The sequence below is a fragment of the Bacillus sp. 7884-1 genome (assembly GCF_002272245.1).
In the GTDB taxonomy this organism is placed as follows: domain Bacteria; phylum Bacillota; class Bacilli; order Bacillales; family Cytobacillaceae; genus Neobacillus.
The window spans coordinates 1-15,817 of the sequence record NZ_NPDD01000137.1; the positions used below are offsets into that span (position 1 = coordinate 1).

Annotated in this window: 18 protein-coding genes; 12 read left to right on the top strand and 6 right to left on the bottom strand. The window is 36.0% G+C overall.

Translation table 11 applies throughout. The annotated features are described in order from the left end of the window. Positions 1–236: 236 nt before the first annotated feature. Complete coding sequence (locus CHI06_RS16465) at positions 237–881, top strand: YczE/YyaS/YitT family protein (RefSeq protein WP_095249717.1); 645 nt, start codon at positions 237–239, stop codon at positions 879–881. 23 nt (positions 882–904) lie between these two features. On the opposite strand, the gene CHI06_RS16470 is transcribed toward CHI06_RS16465, so the two are convergent. Next, positions 905–1,507 (bottom strand): hypothetical protein, encoded by a 603-nt coding sequence (locus CHI06_RS16470; protein ID WP_179292651.1) that lies wholly within the window; start codon positions 1,505–1,507, stop codon positions 905–907. 300 nt (positions 1,508–1,807) lie between these two features. Here CHI06_RS16470 and CHI06_RS16475 point away from each other — a divergent pair, with 300 nt between their 5' ends. Beyond that, on the top strand, positions 1,808–2,389 hold the full coding sequence (locus CHI06_RS16475; protein WP_095249718.1) for a hypothetical protein: 582 nt from the start codon (positions 1,808–1,810) through the stop codon (positions 2,387–2,389). 49 nt (positions 2,390–2,438) lie between these two features. On the opposite strand, the gene pabA is transcribed toward CHI06_RS16475, so the two are convergent. Next, on the bottom strand, positions 2,439–3,029 hold the full coding sequence (gene pabA, locus CHI06_RS16480) for an aminodeoxychorismate/anthranilate synthase component II (RefSeq protein ID WP_095249719.1): 591 nt from the start codon (positions 3,027–3,029) through the stop codon (positions 2,439–2,441). A 147-nt stretch (positions 3,030–3,176) separates the two neighbouring features. After that, positions 3,177–3,371: an IDEAL domain-containing protein gene (locus CHI06_RS16485; RefSeq protein ID WP_095249720.1), complete on the bottom strand. Its 195-nt coding sequence runs from the start codon at positions 3,369–3,371 to the stop codon at positions 3,177–3,179. A gap of 314 nt (positions 3,372–3,685) precedes the next feature. On the opposite strand from CHI06_RS16485, the gene CHI06_RS16490 reads away from it, so the two are divergent. The 5 genes from CHI06_RS16490 to CHI06_RS16510 are packed head-to-tail and all read left to right on the top strand — an operon-like array spanning position 3,686 to position 8,177. Then, complete coding sequence (locus CHI06_RS16490) at positions 3,686–4,534, top strand: hypothetical protein (RefSeq protein WP_095249721.1); 849 nt, start codon at positions 3,686–3,688, stop codon at positions 4,532–4,534. 32 nt (positions 4,535–4,566) lie between these two features. Then, the gene (locus CHI06_RS16495) at positions 4,567–5,271 is read left to right on the top strand and encodes an ABC transporter ATP-binding protein (protein ID WP_095249722.1); all 705 of its coding nucleotides are present in this window, start codon (positions 4,567–4,569) and stop codon (positions 5,269–5,271) included. Next, positions 5,268–6,005 (top strand): ABC transporter permease, encoded by a 738-nt coding sequence (locus tag CHI06_RS16500; RefSeq protein ID WP_095249723.1) that lies wholly within the window; start codon positions 5,268–5,270, stop codon positions 6,003–6,005. The genes CHI06_RS16495 and CHI06_RS16500 overlap by 4 nt, the downstream gene beginning before the upstream one ends. 16 nt (positions 6,006–6,021) lie before the next feature. After that, the gene (locus CHI06_RS16505; RefSeq protein WP_095249724.1) at positions 6,022–7,494 is read left to right on the top strand and encodes a sensor histidine kinase; all 1,473 of its coding nucleotides are present in this window, start codon (positions 6,022–6,024) and stop codon (positions 7,492–7,494) included. After that, positions 7,491–8,177: a response regulator transcription factor gene (locus tag CHI06_RS16510; protein ID WP_095249725.1), complete on the top strand. Its 687-nt coding sequence runs from the start codon at positions 7,491–7,493 to the stop codon at positions 8,175–8,177. Before CHI06_RS16505 ends, CHI06_RS16510 begins: the two co-directional genes overlap by 4 nt. Positions 8,178–8,315: 138 nt before the next feature. On the opposite strand, the gene CHI06_RS16515 is transcribed toward CHI06_RS16510, so the two are convergent. Together CHI06_RS16515 and CHI06_RS16520 are read right to left on the bottom strand one after the other, a co-directional pair. After that, positions 8,316–9,158 carry an ABC transporter permease subunit gene (locus CHI06_RS16515; RefSeq protein ID WP_095249726.1) on the bottom strand — a complete coding sequence of 281 codons (843 nt, stop codon included), beginning with the start codon at positions 9,156–9,158 and terminating at the stop codon, positions 8,316–8,318. Next, positions 9,151–10,065: an ABC transporter ATP-binding protein gene (locus CHI06_RS16520; protein ID WP_179292652.1), complete on the bottom strand. Its 915-nt coding sequence runs from the start codon at positions 10,063–10,065 to the stop codon at positions 9,151–9,153. Before CHI06_RS16520 ends, CHI06_RS16515 begins: the two co-directional genes overlap by 8 nt. Positions 10,066–10,241: 176 nt before the next feature. On the opposite strand from CHI06_RS16520, the gene CHI06_RS16525 reads away from it, so the two are divergent. The 5 genes from CHI06_RS16525 to CHI06_RS16545 all read left to right on the top strand — a co-directional run bounded on the left by CHI06_RS16525 (position 10,242) and on the right by CHI06_RS16545 (position 14,583). Next, positions 10,242–10,946, top strand: coding sequence for a response regulator transcription factor (locus CHI06_RS16525; RefSeq protein WP_095249728.1), 705 nt, complete (start codon positions 10,242–10,244; stop codon positions 10,944–10,946). Beyond that, positions 10,943–12,310 carry a sensor histidine kinase gene (locus CHI06_RS16530; protein WP_095249729.1) on the top strand — a complete coding sequence of 456 codons (1,368 nt, stop codon included), beginning with the start codon at positions 10,943–10,945 and terminating at the stop codon, positions 12,308–12,310. The genes CHI06_RS16525 and CHI06_RS16530 overlap by 4 nt, the downstream gene beginning before the upstream one ends. 67 nt (positions 12,311–12,377) lie before the next feature. Next, positions 12,378–12,974 carry a PepSY domain-containing protein gene (locus tag CHI06_RS16535; RefSeq protein ID WP_095249730.1) on the top strand — a complete coding sequence of 199 codons (597 nt, stop codon included), beginning with the start codon at positions 12,378–12,380 and terminating at the stop codon, positions 12,972–12,974. A gap of 118 nt (positions 12,975–13,092) precedes the next feature. After that, positions 13,093–13,629, top strand: coding sequence for a PepSY domain-containing protein (locus CHI06_RS16540; RefSeq protein WP_095249731.1), 537 nt, complete (start codon positions 13,093–13,095; stop codon positions 13,627–13,629). 183 nt (positions 13,630–13,812) lie between these two features. Further along, positions 13,813–14,583, top strand: a complete 771-nt coding sequence (locus CHI06_RS16545; RefSeq protein WP_095249732.1) for an alpha/beta fold hydrolase — start codon at positions 13,813–13,815, stop codon at positions 14,581–14,583. 69 nt (positions 14,584–14,652) lie between these two features. Here CHI06_RS16545 and CHI06_RS16550 read toward each other — a convergent pair whose 3' ends face one another. Beyond that, positions 14,653–15,720 (bottom strand): alpha/beta fold hydrolase, encoded by a 1,068-nt coding sequence (locus CHI06_RS16550; RefSeq protein ID WP_095249733.1) that lies wholly within the window; start codon positions 15,718–15,720, stop codon positions 14,653–14,655. Between the last annotated feature and the right edge of the window lie 97 nt (positions 15,721–15,817).

The window sequence follows — 15,817 nt, forward strand, 5'->3', positions numbered from 1 at the left end:
GCACAAATCAACACAGGGTTCAAAATCAACAGTTTCCTTTAACACAGCCAAAGGTAAAAGACCTCCAATGCTGAAGGTCTTTTTATTAATTTATATATATGATTAATAGTGGCTTTATAGAAGAATGAAATTGATGATGTAAAATTCTTTTAACTCCAAAATTCTGAAAATGATTGATTATCAAATCAACATCTTTTAAGATTTAGAATATTGACAGTTTATTATTTGGAGGTAACGTGCAGGTGAAAGCGATTCAGTATGTAATATTTATATTGGGATTGACCTTTTTTGGCTTGGGTAACGCGATTGCCGTTAAGGTTCAACATGTTGGTTTACATCCCTGGGAGGTCTTAAATGTCGCATTATATCAACATTTCGGACTTACTATAGGGACTTGGGGAGTAGTCTGCGGGCTATTACTGGTTATCATCTCTTTTTTTACAGCAAGAAATTATATTAGAATCGGGACTTTCTTAAATGCCCTTTTAATTGGGCCTATTATGGACTTTTTTCTATGGTTAGATATTTTACCTGAGCCAACTAATTCTTGGGTCGATTATCTTATAATATTCTGTGCCATAGTCATTGCTGGTATTGGTGGGGGAATGTATGTTGCAGCAGGGCTTGGTGCCGGACCACGAGATGGTTTTATGCTTTCAATCTCAAATAAAACTAAATTATCCGTCAGTCAAGCACGTATCCTGGTTGAGAGTTTTGTCTTGCTTATTGGTTTTATATTAGGAGGACCTGTATTTATTGCGACTTTCCTCTATACATTTATCCAAAGTCCAGTATTCCAACGGTCTTTGAGCATTTTTAATAGCTTAATTGAAGTGTTTAAAAATAAGAATAAACAAATAAGAGAAGACGTGTATTTATAAAGACACGTCTTCTCTTATTTTACCTAGATAACTTCTATTCTATCAGTACTGAAATCGGGATAATATTGTTGATGGGATAACTTGTTAATATCATGTTCATCTGCCTCTTCAAAATAGGCTGACAATTTTCCTTCAAAGACTAATTCTAATGAGGCAGATTCTTTTATGTCATCAGGAGTAACAAGTGAAAGCGGCTTTTGTTTATTGATTTTCACTCCTGATTCCTCAAGTAAAGCTGCGACAAAATGGGAACAAAAGAAAGCATTTTTCCGATCTAATTCCCAATTGAACATAACAGCGAATAGACCTAAAAGATTATAGCGATATTCACCCTTATTTTTCTCAATTTCCTTAATTTTACGACAAATCGCATCATACTGTTTTTCTGATATTGTACAACAATAGATGGCACAATCAGCATTGCGAAATATTCCACCACGGATGTTTTCTCTGACAAAACCAGCTAGGAAAGGATTGCGAGGTCTTTTTCTTCCAAAACTATAGACATCCCAAAATTGGTCATCTAAAGCGATGGAGGCATGATTATGCGGCTTCTTCGTATATAGTTTAATCATTTTTGTTAAAACCGTCCCAGTATCAGTAAGAAGTACGTAAACCTTCCTCAACCTATATTCCCCCTTTATGCTTCTATAGGAAGGGATTTCTCTCATTTTATCCCTTTATGAATATCATTTATTTTATTTTACCGTGTATGTCTACAGACTTACACAATCCCGAGAATTATTTTTATCTAAGACTATAGTCTTATCCAATAAACAGGACTTCCCTTTATGCTCTTATATTATAATTTACTAAATTTAATTCCTCATAGAAACACATTTTTCCTGTTTTTATTATAAAAATTTCCCATATTTAACATTTCATGCATAAAATAATATATTCATTGATGATTAGGGGTGCAATAAATGGGATTATATATTAACAATCGCAAACATCCGAGAGTCTTTAAGAATAAAAAGAAAATACCTGAACCAAACCAAAAGATGATGAGGAGGGACTATCTTTCAGAAGTAATAGACGAACAGTCCAACGCGAATGTTTCATTACTTCGTGAATTACATGAAATGAAACAGCAGTTTCTCAATCAAGAGGTTGTACAAGCAAATAATTGGGATAAAGTAGCTAATCAATTAAATGAACTTAGATCTAGTAATCAAAAACACACAGAATATGAAGAATTAATTATCAATTTATTGAAAACACAAGAAGAACTGCAAAAACAATTATCCGAAAAAATTAGTAAGCAAGAAGAGTTTCAAACGGGGGTATTAAATCGGCTGGACCAGCAGGAAGCATTGACTGAGAAAATATTTCGTCAAATAAATCATATTCGCTCAATCCTTTTTGAACGAACCAACTACCTTGCAGAAAAAATTGATGAAGGATATAAAATTACCTCTTCTTATGTCTATAATTTAATGACTGGTTCAGACCAGCCCATTACCTTTTATTTAATGAACAATAAAAAAGGAGAAAAACAAAAGTAGATTCCGGTGCCATAAACCATGGCGCCGTTTTTTTCACTATATTAAGCTTCTAAACCTGAATGGCTTTTAATTTTCCATAGTATTGGACAAAGTTTTTTAGAATCTCTTTTCCCCCAGTCGTTAATATCGATTCAGGGTGAAACTGAACTCCTTCTATTGGAAGTATTTTATGACGTATCGCCATAATTTCCCCATTCTTCGTCCAAGCAGATATCTCAAAACAATTAGGCAGGGTCTCCCTTTTCACTATCAAGGAGTGATACCTCGTTGCCGGAAATGGATTCGGCAAACCTCTAAATAGTGTTTTTTCATCATGGTAAATATCAGAGGTTTTTCCATGCATTAATTGCTCAGCAGAAACAACATCACCCATGTAGGCCTGAGCAATAGCTTGGTGCCCTAGGCAGACCCCCAAGATTGGAATAACCCCTGAGAATGCTTTAATAGCCTCTAGACTAATTCCTGCTTCATTAGGATTACCTGGACCTGGAGATATCATTAAAAACTCAGGATCGAACGTTCTAATTTCATCTAAGGTTGTTAGGTCGTTCCGCTTTACGACTAATTCTTCTCCTAATTCACCTAGGTATTGAACTAAGTTAAAGGTAAAAGAATCATAATTATCCACCATGAAAATCACTAAAGTTCACCCATTTCCCTTCAGACAATTCATTTCTTTAATAGTTTCTGCTTTTTATCCATCATACATGAATTTTAAAAACAAAAGAAGCCCTTTCGGTTGAGAAAAGGGCTTCCAATATCAATAAAGTCTGTTAAATAACTTTTGCTATGAAATTTTCTTAAGTTCCTCAGATAACTTGAGGAAAGCTTCCTTATTTCTTTCTTGTAAGGAGAAGTCGATTTCCTTACGGAGCACATCTCTTCTAAATTCAATCAAGGCATGGTTTAAAAACATTTCAGCAATTGCAGAATCGTTGTTTTCATCTGTTTGTTGTGGTGAATTTAATAATCTCTTTTCCATGGGAATCAACTCCTTGAGCTTTTTCTTATTATACTGTTAATTATCTAAAAATTCAAACATTTTATTTATTATTATTAAAAGAAATTTTTTCCTCCTCTTTTTTACTGTTTTAACATTGTCTGTTGATTTCCTCTCCAGGCACTTCGCTTTCCGCGGGCGGTCCGGGGAGCCTCGTGCCTTCCGATCCAATCAACAGAGTGCCATAATCAATAAATTGCTTTTATTTAAGAAAAATTTAATAGTTTGTTTAGATTGCTTTTATAACTCCCGATTACACTAAGCATGTAACAAAATAATGATTGGAGGAAAAGTATATGAATAAGAAGCTTTTAGCGGTTATCGGGATAAGTGGAACGCTTATGTTAGGCAGTGTTTATTCGATTTCAGCAAATACATCTGGTTATGACCTTTACAAGGAAGCCTTAAAGAAAACTCATACGGCTGAGAGTGCAACATTAAATTTTAATCTTAAAATCGAGGACAACCAAAAGGCTATATTATCATCTGAGTCCATATTCAAGTCAGATTCTGTAAATCAAGTAAACTCCATCTCTACTCGTTTAGCTAATGAAACGGAAGTTAGTAATATGAACATGTATAAGCAGGATGGAAATTGGTTTTTAATGAAGGATGGACTGGATACAATTTACAAAATAGATACCTCTAATAATCCCCATCACAGTAATAGTGCTGAATTAAAAGATGATGTAGAAAATCTAATTGATGTTATGACTAAAAATCTTCAACAACAAATTACAGTCGCTGATAAACAAAATGGTAATCATGTTATTAAGCTAGATTTAACAGGAAAAGAAATTCCTCTAACCGCTAATGCTTTAAGTACCTTAATGATTAAACATGCTGTTATGATTCAAGACAATAATGAAACTGAAAGCTCAGACTTTCACATTAAGGCAAAGGTTCCTGAATTAAATCATGATATTACGGTCAAGCAAGTCAAACTTACTGCACAAGTGAATGAGGAAAATTATATTGAACAACAGACAGTCAAAGTAGTCGTAACAGGCAAAGATAAACAGGGTGCCAGCCATGAATTAGTTCTAGATATTAATTTAAATGCTTCCGACTACAACCAAACTACAGTGACTCCTGTTGAAATTCCTGCCGACAAGGTAATCGAATTTAATCATGGTAAAAAGTAAATTGAAATAAGTAATTGATAGAGGTGACAATATTGGAAAAAGCAGTGGTTATTACTGGAATGACGAAGCAATACTCAAACGGCAGAGGAATACAGAATATCGATCTAACCATTGACCAAGGGGAAATAGTAGGGATCCTTGGTCCAAATGGGGCCGGTAAAACAACCTTATTAAAATGCTTGACCGGTCTAACTTCACCAGATAGTGGAAAAGTTGAATTATTTGGTGTAGAACTTCAAAGTGATTACAAAGAAGCGATACGACCTGTGGGTGCGTTAATAGGGCCAGCTGTTGCTTATGAAAACATGTCACCCTATAAAAATCTAAAAATGTTTTCTCGCTTGTATTCTGGTATTACTGATACAGATATTGAATTGGTATTGCAACAGACAGGTTTAACTCCCTATAAAAACGAGAAAATATCCTCCTTTTCTATGGGTATGAAGCAGCGTTTTGGGATTGCCTCAGCACTAATCTCTAAGCCGCGATTGATCATTTTAGATGAACCGACGAACGGCTTAGATATTGATGGTTTACTTTTGTTAAGGAAGACAATCCAGGAGATATCAAGCCATTCCGGTGTAACCTTTGTGATTTCCAGTCACCACATTTCAGAATTAGAAAAATTATGTAATCGTTTTTGTTTTCTTATCCAGGGCGCTGCCTCATTTTATGAAGCAGGCAGCGAGCCATTAGAGGATGTCTATGTCAAAAAGATTGGGGTGGCAGGGAGATGAACACAATCCGAGCAAATAGTTTAAATGAAATGCAAAAGCTACTGACAAAAAAAAGCACCAAACTGTTCCTACTTGCTTCTGTGCTTATTCCTGTCCTGACTAAGCTTCTTGTTAATAATCTTTTTTTAACCGATTGGATGGCTTTACCAGATGAAAATATCAATTTTACATTACTAGATTTATTTGTCACCATTTTTATTCCTTTATTTATTTTTATCTCCGCAACAGATTTATTTACGGGAGAAAGAGAACGCGGAACTTTATTTCAGGTTAGACCTATTAGTCGGATGGAGCTTTTCCTTTCCAAAGTTATCGCTATTAGTATTTTTAGCTTCATTGTTCTTTTATTAGAATGGCTGGCCGTGATGATTAGCAGCGCAGTTTTTGATAAAGCCTTCAGCTTAACCCATATTCTTTCTAGTCTTGGAACTTTTATTGTATCCTGGCTCCCCCTTATCGTTCTGACGGCATTTGCTGTTATGTTGGCACTTTTGGTCCAATCTAGTGTACTTGCTATATCTAGCATGATTGGTCTTTATCTAATCATGCTGTTTATTCCTTATGTTCTCCCTTCTTCCCTATACTTACTGCCATCTGCCTATTTAGATTGGTATATGCAGTGGCTTAGCGATGTTTCAGTTCGATGGATTTTGCAAACTGTCACGTATTTGTGCTCATCTTTCGCATTGTTTTTTTCAGTAGGCTATTATATGTTTAATAGAAAAGAAGCCTAACCGAAGGGTGCTACCTATGTCTATCAAACTTCGCCTGATATTATCAAATATTGCGATGATCACGGTACCAATCATTATGTTTATAATTACCTCTTTTCTGTTAATGATGGTGTTTCTCGGTGATATCCGTGAAATGGCTAATTTCTTACCAGAAAGCCACAATTACCACAAAACAAAACAAGAGGATACATTGCTGTTTCTAGACTTAAAAGAAAAGTCTGCCGTCAACCCACTGGAATTGATGAGTAAGGAGTATTTGGAATCCCTAAACACTGAACTTAGTGAAATCGATTCTGGTTTAATTGTCCGTAAAAACGATGAGATATTCTATCTTACAGATGAGCTAGAAAAAGTCTATACAGAGAAGCTGCCGGAGTTTGGTACAGAAAGAAGCTTCCGCAGCTTAGAAGAAATAGGTGAGCAGACGTTTGCCGTGAAGCAGCATGATTTCTATCTGCAGGATGGCAGCGAAGTCTCACTCTTCTTAATGAGAGACGCAAGCCCCTGGAATCAGTTTGTAAGAACCTTTTTCCCAATCCTATTCGGTTTATGTTTATTGATATTAATTGCGACTAATGGATTTTTAACCTACTTTGTGTCTAAAAGTATTATCAACCCAATCAATCAATTAAAGAAAGCAGCTCATTTTATAAAAAGCGGCAACCTCCAGCATTCCATTACAGCGGCTAGGAATGATGAGATTGGTCAGTTAACACAAGCATTTGAAGAAATGCGGATTCAATTAAAGGAGTCACACGAAATCCAAAAACAATATGAGGATAACCGGAAGGAATTAATTGCACATATTTCTCATGATTTAAAAACGCCGATTACCTCCATTAAAGGGTATATTGAAGGAATCCGTGATGGAGTGGCAGATACACCTGAAAAGAGAACACACTATATTCAAACCATCTATACAAAAGCAGTGGACATGGACCATTTAATTGATGAATTATTCTTATTCTCAAAGCTTGATTTAGGCAAGGTTCCCTTTGAATTTGAAAGAATTGATATAAAAGATTATCTAAGTGATTATTTCGAGGAGTTAAGCTTTGACCTTAGAAAGCAGAATGTAGATTTAAATTTCCAATTTGCCCCTCAGGGTCATTATCATGTTTTTGCTGATCGTGAAAAGTTTAAACGAGTTCTGGCAAATATTATTAACAATAGCTTAAAGTACATGGATAAGGATAAAAAGGAATTAATAATATCTATGCATTCTACCGACGAAACTGTAGAGGTTTCCATTGCTGATAATGGACCAGGTATACCAGAAGAGTCGATTCCCTTCATCTTTAATCAGTTTTACCGAGCTGAACAATCGAGAAATAAATTAACCGGGGGCAGCGGTTTAGGACTTTCCATCTCAAAAATGATTATCGAAGAACATAACGGTATGATAAAATTAGATAGTACTTTAACAGTAGGGACAAAAATTACCATTATTTTGCCGCATCAAACCTGTTCCGAGGAGCCCACATCATGAAAAAGATTCTGATTATTGAAGATGAAAAAAGTATTGCCGAATTAGAACAGGATTATTTAGAAATCAACGGCTTCCAAACAGAAATGGCCCATACAGGAGATATTGGTCTCCAAAAAGCATTAACACAAGATTACGATTTAATTCTGCTAGACGTTATGCTGCCAAACATCGACGGTTTTGAAATTTGCAAGAAAATAAGAAGTATAAAAGATATCCCTATCATTATGGTGACAGCAAAAAAAGAAGAAATTGATAAGATTAGAGGTCTGGGGCTGGGTGCAGATGATTATTTAGTCAAGCCCTTCAGTCCGAATGAAATGGTTGCGAGAGTGAAAGCACATCTATCCCGATTTGAGAGATTATCAATGAAACAAACTACTGAATCGCAAGGAATATACATCCGTGGTTTATTCATTGATCGATCCTCGAGGCGTGTCTTTGTTAATAACAAAGAAATTACCTTAACAACAAAAGAATTTGATGTTCTCACTTTTTTAGCACTAAACCCAGACCAGGTCTTCAGCAAAGACCATCTCTTTGAAAGAATATGGGGTTACGATAGCAATGGAGACGTCTCGACCGTCACCGTCCACATCCGCAAAATAAGAGAAAAAATTGAACACGACCCCTCCAACCCTGAATACATAGAAACCGTTTGGGGATCTGGCTATCGTTTTCATTAATTTAGTGAAGACCTTTTAGGTTTCACCTTAGTGAAAACCTTTTAGGTTTCACCTTAGTGAAAACCTTTTAGGTTTCACCTTAGTGACAGGCACCACAAAAAGACAGTGTCCACCTCAGGTGGACATTGTCTTTTTGTGTTAGTGGATTTGACTTTGAAATAATGTATTTCGGTTACTAAATTTAGTGACCAGTTTTATTAGGAATAGATTGCATATTAGTAAAGCAGCGCCTATTAGGAATAGTGTGAATGGGCTTAAGAAGAACATTCCACTTGCTTGGCTTATGATGATTCCAACGATTGGTAACACAAGCAGCCCGCCGAATTGCTGGGCTTCCTGAAACGTTTTAACTTTGGCCGAGATCAAGACATTCAAGATAATATTAAACAGTACTAATATTGGAATAACCCAAAACATTAATATCATCCAAGTAGAGTTAAAATATAAGATTACTTTAAAATACGGATACGTAATGACATTAACAACAATAAAACTAATGATAAAGGCAGCAAAGGAAATACCTAAGGTTGGAATTAGGGATGCTACTACTTTACCTAGAAACAAGTCTTTAATTGAAATAGGTGCAAATAACAATGTCTCTAACGTATTTCTTTCCTTCTCCCCTACAAAACTATTTGATGAAGTAACCATTGAATTAATAATAGCTACCATTAAGAAAAAAGGTATCATCATAAACGTTAAGAAAAAATAAACAAATTTAAAGTCAATTGTCGGCAAAGCGATTAAAGTATTCCTCATCTCTTCATTTGGAAAGTCTTTAATAAATGCATTTATCGGTTTTTCGATATCTTTTGTAGAGGTACCAAGCAAATCAAAGTGAATTCCAAAATAGGCAATAAAAGCTGGAACAATAATGCATAGCATTACTGCTACAATTATCATCGGAACCCAAACTTTCTTGGATGAAAACGTTGCTTTCATATCTTTTCGGGCAATTGTTAGGATTGTAGTTTTATTCAACCTCTATTCCCCCCCTAATATTAAAATATAGCGCCTCAAGACTTCTATTGGTTATTTCACAATTATGAACCCATGTTTCACTTAGAATATTGGCTAATAAAGGAGTAATCTCATCCTTAGATGGAAGTATAAATTCCAATTGTTTAGACCCTATCCTACTAAATGTGTACCCCTTGTAGGATTGGCTATTAATGGGCTTAAGACCCGTTTCTACTAATAACTTAATTTCCTTTAAATATTTATCCTCTAATTCCTTCATTGCTCCTTTTTCTACTATCCTGCCCTTATTCAGAAACAAATAGGAATCGCAGATTGTTTCAAGTTGGTGCAGAACATGTGAGCAGATTAAGATGGTAACCCCTTCCTCTTGATTCACTTTGCGTAAATAATGGATCACTTCATTAATCCCTTCAGGATCTAACCCGTTGGTCGGCTCATCGAGAAAAAGAAGTTTTGGATTATGCAATAAAGCTTTGGCTAGTGAGATTCTCTTCTTCATTCCTGTAGAAAAGCTACTCACTAATTGATCCTTAAAGCCCAGCATATCGAACTGTTCAAGTAAATATGTGATTCGCTTCGTATCTTGTCCCCCATATATTTTTGAAAAGAAGACAAGATTGTCCCATGCCGACATATCATGATAAAGACTTGCACTTTCTGTAACAATTCCCACTCTTTTTCTAATCTCATCGCCTTGTTTTTTGGGGTCAAAACTCATCACCTTCATCGTTCCACTGGTTGCATCAATTACCCCATTTAATAAACGGATAATTGTTGTTTTCCCTGCCCCGTTTGGACCAAGCAGCCCATTAATACTACCTTCTTTAATTGAAAAAGTGACATCCTTTAATATTTCACGATGATTAAATCGCTTGCTTACATTATCAACCTCAATGAAATTTGCCAAAGTTTCTCCCCCCATAAACCTTTTTCCTTCTTTATAACGATTGAGGAAGGTGATTCGTTCACAATAAATTAATATTTTTTTGATAGACTTGTAATAATGGAGTAACCATATGTTCGAAAGGTTTTTATCTTTAAAATGCCGAATAGAATGTAATAGTAAAAAAGAGGAGAATCCAAATGTCAACTTTAAAAGGGAGTATTTTGGTGGTTGAAGACGAAGAAAAAATAGCTAGAGTTTTGGAGCTTGAACTTGAATATGAAGGCTATTCAGTAACAAAAGTAATGGACGGTCTCATGGCATTAGAGGCCTATCGTACTGGGAGCTGGGATTTAATCTTATTGGATGTCATGCTGCCAGGCTTAAGCGGGATTGAACTACTTCGAAGGATTCGTAAAAATGACCTTCTTACACCTGTCATTCTTTTAACAGCAAAAAGCTCTGTCGAAGACAAAGTGTCAGGTCTAGACCTAGGGGCGAATGATTATATTACGAAGCCCTTTCAAATAGAAGAACTGTTAGCAAGAATTCGTGCTGCATTAAGAATTAAGCAAGTGGAACAACCCCAGGATAAGGACAGTACCCTACTGCGTTTTGCCGATCTTAGTATTGATCAAAAATCTAGAGAGGTGTTAAGGGCTGGAGAACCTATCGAATTGACTCCAAGAGAATTTGATTTACTAGTCTATCTTATGGTTCATAAACGTCAGGTTTTGAGCAGGGACCAAATTTTAGAGGCAGTGTGGGGTTATGACTTTTTTGGCGATACAAATGTAGTGGATGTTTATATCCGATATGTGAGAAAAAAAATTGACCTTCCGCATTTACCCTCATTAATTCATACTGTTCGCGGCATTGGGTATGTCATGAAGGATGCCAAATGAAGCTGAGAAATAAAATTAACCTGTATACAGCGTTTTTATTTGCCCTGCTGCTGCTGATCTTAAATATTACTGTGTATTATACATTCAGCAAGTTACTTCTTGACAGCGAGCTTACTACTGCGCATAAGGAGATGAAGAATATATCCGATAATTTTGGAGAATCTCTTGGAAAAATACCCAATGATTCCTTACTTAGGTCTTATGTTCCTGTAAACGGCATGATTGAAATTGTGACTGAGGATAACAATAGCCAACTCCCTGCGTTTACTAGCGCTGACGAACAAAACCTAAGTAAAAGGAAATCAGTATTTTATAGGAGTGAAGTCAGTAAAACGATTGAATATGAGGAACGTCCCTATAGCTTTGAATCAATGCCCATCATCATGCAAGACGGCAGTATTGCCAATCTTCAAATAACCAAAAGTATGGAGACAGCAACTAAGATTTTATCTATCCTTCGTCTAGTCTTAATCCTAGTTACACTGCTTGCGCTGATACCTGTTATAATTTCCAGCCGGTTACTTAGTAACTTTATAACAAAACCTGTCACTTCTATGATAAAGACAATGACAGAAATAAGGAAAAGTGGAACCTTTAAGAGACTCAAGGTAGAGGGTAAATCAAAAGATGAGCTCTTTCAAATGGGTCAAACCTTTAACCATATGATTGATCTTTTAGAAATGAACTTTGAAAAGCAGGAACAATTTGTTTCAAATGCTTCACATGAACTTAAGACCCCTTTAACCATAATAGAGAGTTACGCTAGTCTATTAAAAAGAAGGGGCTTAACGGAGCCAAAGCTATTCACAGAATCGATTGAAGCCATCCACTCTGAAGCACTCCGTATGAAGGAAATGACCGAGCAGCTGTTAATGTTAGCAAGACACCATGAACAGTGGAATATCGAGCTTGACCCGGTGAATCTCAATCAATTAATAGACCAAACTGTAAATGCATTTAAGAATGCCTATAAACGCGAAATAACATTTGAAGCGGTGAATGAAGCTCCCATATTCATAGAAAGTGATGATAAAAAGCTTAAGCAGCTTTTGTTTATTTTTTTAGACAATGCAAGGAAATATAGTGATGACATCATTTCAGTCGAACTAAGGAAAGAGGCCGATGAAATTTATATCAGGATTGTCGATCGTGGAATAGGCATCCAAGAAAACGAACTTCCAAAGGTGTTTGACAGGTTTTATCGTGTGGATAAAGCAAGAAGCAGGAAACAAGGAGGTTCTGGTCTTGGGTTATCGATTGCCAAGGAAATTGCCGATGCTATAGGAATAGGTATACAACTGAACAGTGCAACTGGAATTGGTACTACCGCTATCCTTCTAATAAAAAAATTTGAAAAATTATAGAAATTCTCATCACTTTCTCATTTTTATATAAGAAAATAATTGTATGTATATAAGGTGGTGAATATAAATGAAAAAGATATCTTGGTTTTGGGTGGCGATTTGCTCAATAATCCTTGTTATTGTTTTTGTCAGCTTTCAGCAATTTGGAAAACTTACCCCCTCTGCTGACATGTTAACAGAAAAGGAAGCCGAGAAGCTTGTTAAAGAGCGCTATCAAGGAAATATCTCATCAATAAAATTAGCCAATCAACAGTATCATATAGAACTAGAAAAACAAAATCATCTTTACAGCGTTAAGCTAGATTCCTCTAGTGGAAAAGTCTTATCTTTCACACAAACTGGTACTGGTACTGCTACTGGTACTACAACTACTAAACCAACACCTGCCCAAACACCTCCTCTACAAGAGGAAGTCAAAGAAGAGACTCCGAAGAGATTGACCGATAAAGAGGCTGTTGAAATTGCAGTGACACAGGTTCAGGGAAAGGTTGATGATATTTGGCTAGAAACTGAAAATAACCAAACCTATTACCTTATAAAGATAGAAACAAATGATGATCGTGAAGCAACTGTTCAAATACATGCTATTACAGGAGATGTAATGTCAGTAGCATGGGATGACCATGAAAGTAAACAGAAGGAAAACGAGGATGACGATGATTGACACGTCGCAGGAAACTATTATTTTTCTCATTAATTTCTAATGTTTCTATCCTTTTGCTCTCATTTTTACTGGATATACTGAAGGTGTAGAAAGGTAATAACAAAAAGGAGGAAAACAAATGAGAAATAAAGTATTAATAGGCCTCGTATCATCTTTATTAGTTTTAGGAGGAGCAATTGCGGTAGGTGCATCTAAAAATGATACTCCTCAAGATAACTCCGTTCAAGTAGATGATAAAAATTCAGTCATTAATCTCGGTACACAAAACCTGCCTGAAATTAAACCAGGCCAGGAAATTGAGTTAGAAACAGAGCATGGGCAAACATTTTACAAAGTAGAATCAGATGATGACGACGACTCTAATTCTTCATCTACCCAATCAACAAACACTTCCGCTGTGTCCATTGAAGAAGCAGCAAAAATCGCAACCAATGAAGTTAACGGCAAAATTACAGAGGTTGAAAATGAAATGGAACATGGCAGACTTGAATATAAATTTGAGATTCAGTCTGATAGAGGAGAAGTTGACGTTCGAGTCGATGCTGAAACCGGGAAAATCACAAGAGTAAAGTTTGATGATGACAGCGGAGATGATCGATACGATGACGATGATGACAAGGGCAGAGGAAGCGATGATAGCGGGATAGATGGATAATTTTTAAAAGGACAATCGTCAAGTCGATTGTCCTTTTTTTGTCTATATATATGTAATTTACACCTATTGGTAATAATCAGAAAATAAATTATATATAATATGTTAATTACTACATTATCCCTGTTTACACTATCCGAAATATGGCCAAAAGATTATTATGTTAAACCATAGGAGGTAGTTTATTTGGGTAAGTTGTTCTCTGGAATACCGTATTTACGCTTGGGTGCTGGTGAACCTTTGGTTTTTATTCATGGTCTTGGCGAAATTAAGGAAGGCTGGTCCAACCAGTTTGAGTTTGCAGAGGAGTTTGACCTGATTATCCCAGATTTACGGGGACATGGAGAGTATATTACAAATGAGGAAATTTCCATATCAAACTTTGCACGTGATGTTATTTCCTTGTTAAGGGGGCTAGGGATTGAAAGCGCTCATATTTGCGGGTTATCCATGGGAGGAATGGTAGCACAAGAAATCTATCGTCAGGCACCGAAAATGTGCCGGTCCATCATGCTCGTAAGTACATTTCATGTTGCACCCAAACATCTTGGAGGTTTATTTCTAAAAATTAGAAAGTTGCAGGTAAAATGCCGTACCATCGAGGAGCAAAAAAATATTGCAGCTCGTGTTTGCCTATACTCATGGACTGAGAAAAACTTCGAGAATTTTCATAAATTTTATCAGCCTAATCAAGAATTTTATCTACCCTCAGCGAAAGCATGTTTGGAAGTTAATAATCTATGCTTGCTTTCAAGAATAAACGTTCCAACGTTAATTATTGGCGGCCAATATGACACAATCACACCCGTTTGGATACAATTATTTATGCATAAACAAATTAGACATTCTGAATTTGTTATTTTCAGAAATACAGGACATATTGCCAAGCTTGAGGCTAAAGAAGCTTTTAATGAGGTTCTATGGAACTTTTTACACAAACATAAAAAAGCAAGTTAAGGGAAGGCACCTCCCTTCCCTTTCTTTCTTTATATTATATAATCTTGTACTCACCTATAGTACAAAAATTTAAAGTGGATTCGAACGAGCTGAAGCCCACTCATCGACAACTACTGCAAACAATCCTGTTAAAGCTAAGGAAACATGGCCTGCCTCAACCAGTTTATACGTTTTATCCTCGCTCGAAACTAAATCCATAATCGGCAAACTTTGCGTTTCTAAAACTAAATTATCATTCGTTGAGGAAATAACAAATAAATTTGATTTAATATTTTTCAAATCTACATTTTTATTTCCAATCATTAATTCGCCTTTAACAAGCTTGTTCCCCTTAAAAAGATCATTCGCTAATTGTCTAAAAGCCTCCCCTGCAAATGGGACCTGATCAGTAGTCCATTTGTTCATCCTACGCCATTTATCCACATATTTTGGATCATGAGCCCGATTTAAAAGCATTGTATAGTGACTAAAATAAACAGGAGCAGATACTGCACGAAACATTGCTTCCACATAGGATGCCGGGATAACCCCATAAACATCTATAAAGCGATCAACATTAAAATCTCCATCCTTAAGACCTTCCGCCCATTTATCTGGACCAACAAGTGTAGAAAAGTCTATTGGTACTGTTGCAACAATCAAGTTTTTAATGTTCTCTTCAGCAATCGAAGCGTATATAGAAGCGATTGTCCCACCTAGGCAATAACCGACGAGTGTTAATTCTTCCGCGCCAGAATGGCGAATAGCACGCTTAACTGCTGTTCTTAAATACTTTTGAATGTATGTATCAAGACCAATATTCTTATCTTCATAACCTGGTGTACCCCAGTCGAGCAAATACACATCATATCCACGGTCTGTAAGTCCCTCAATTACACTTGCCTTTGGGGCGATATCAAGTATATAGGGTTTGTTAAACAAAGAATAAACGAAAAATAAAGGGATTCCATACTTTTTTTGTTTTGCTGGGTAATGCCATAAGACTGATTTATTTTTTCTCCAAACTTCTGTCCTAGGTGTATGACCAATCTTCGGCTCCGGCTCATTTAATACTTGATAAACATGCTTCCAGCGTTTCATTTCTTTCTCATAATCCAACGGTGGAAATAAATCCGTAAAAGGTGATTCTACTGCCACTTCTTTAGCCCTCCTTACTTAATTAATTGGCTGTGTTAAATTAGACTGTGGATTTGTGCTCCACTAAGGAATGCTTCTTCGAATAATCACCGCAGGG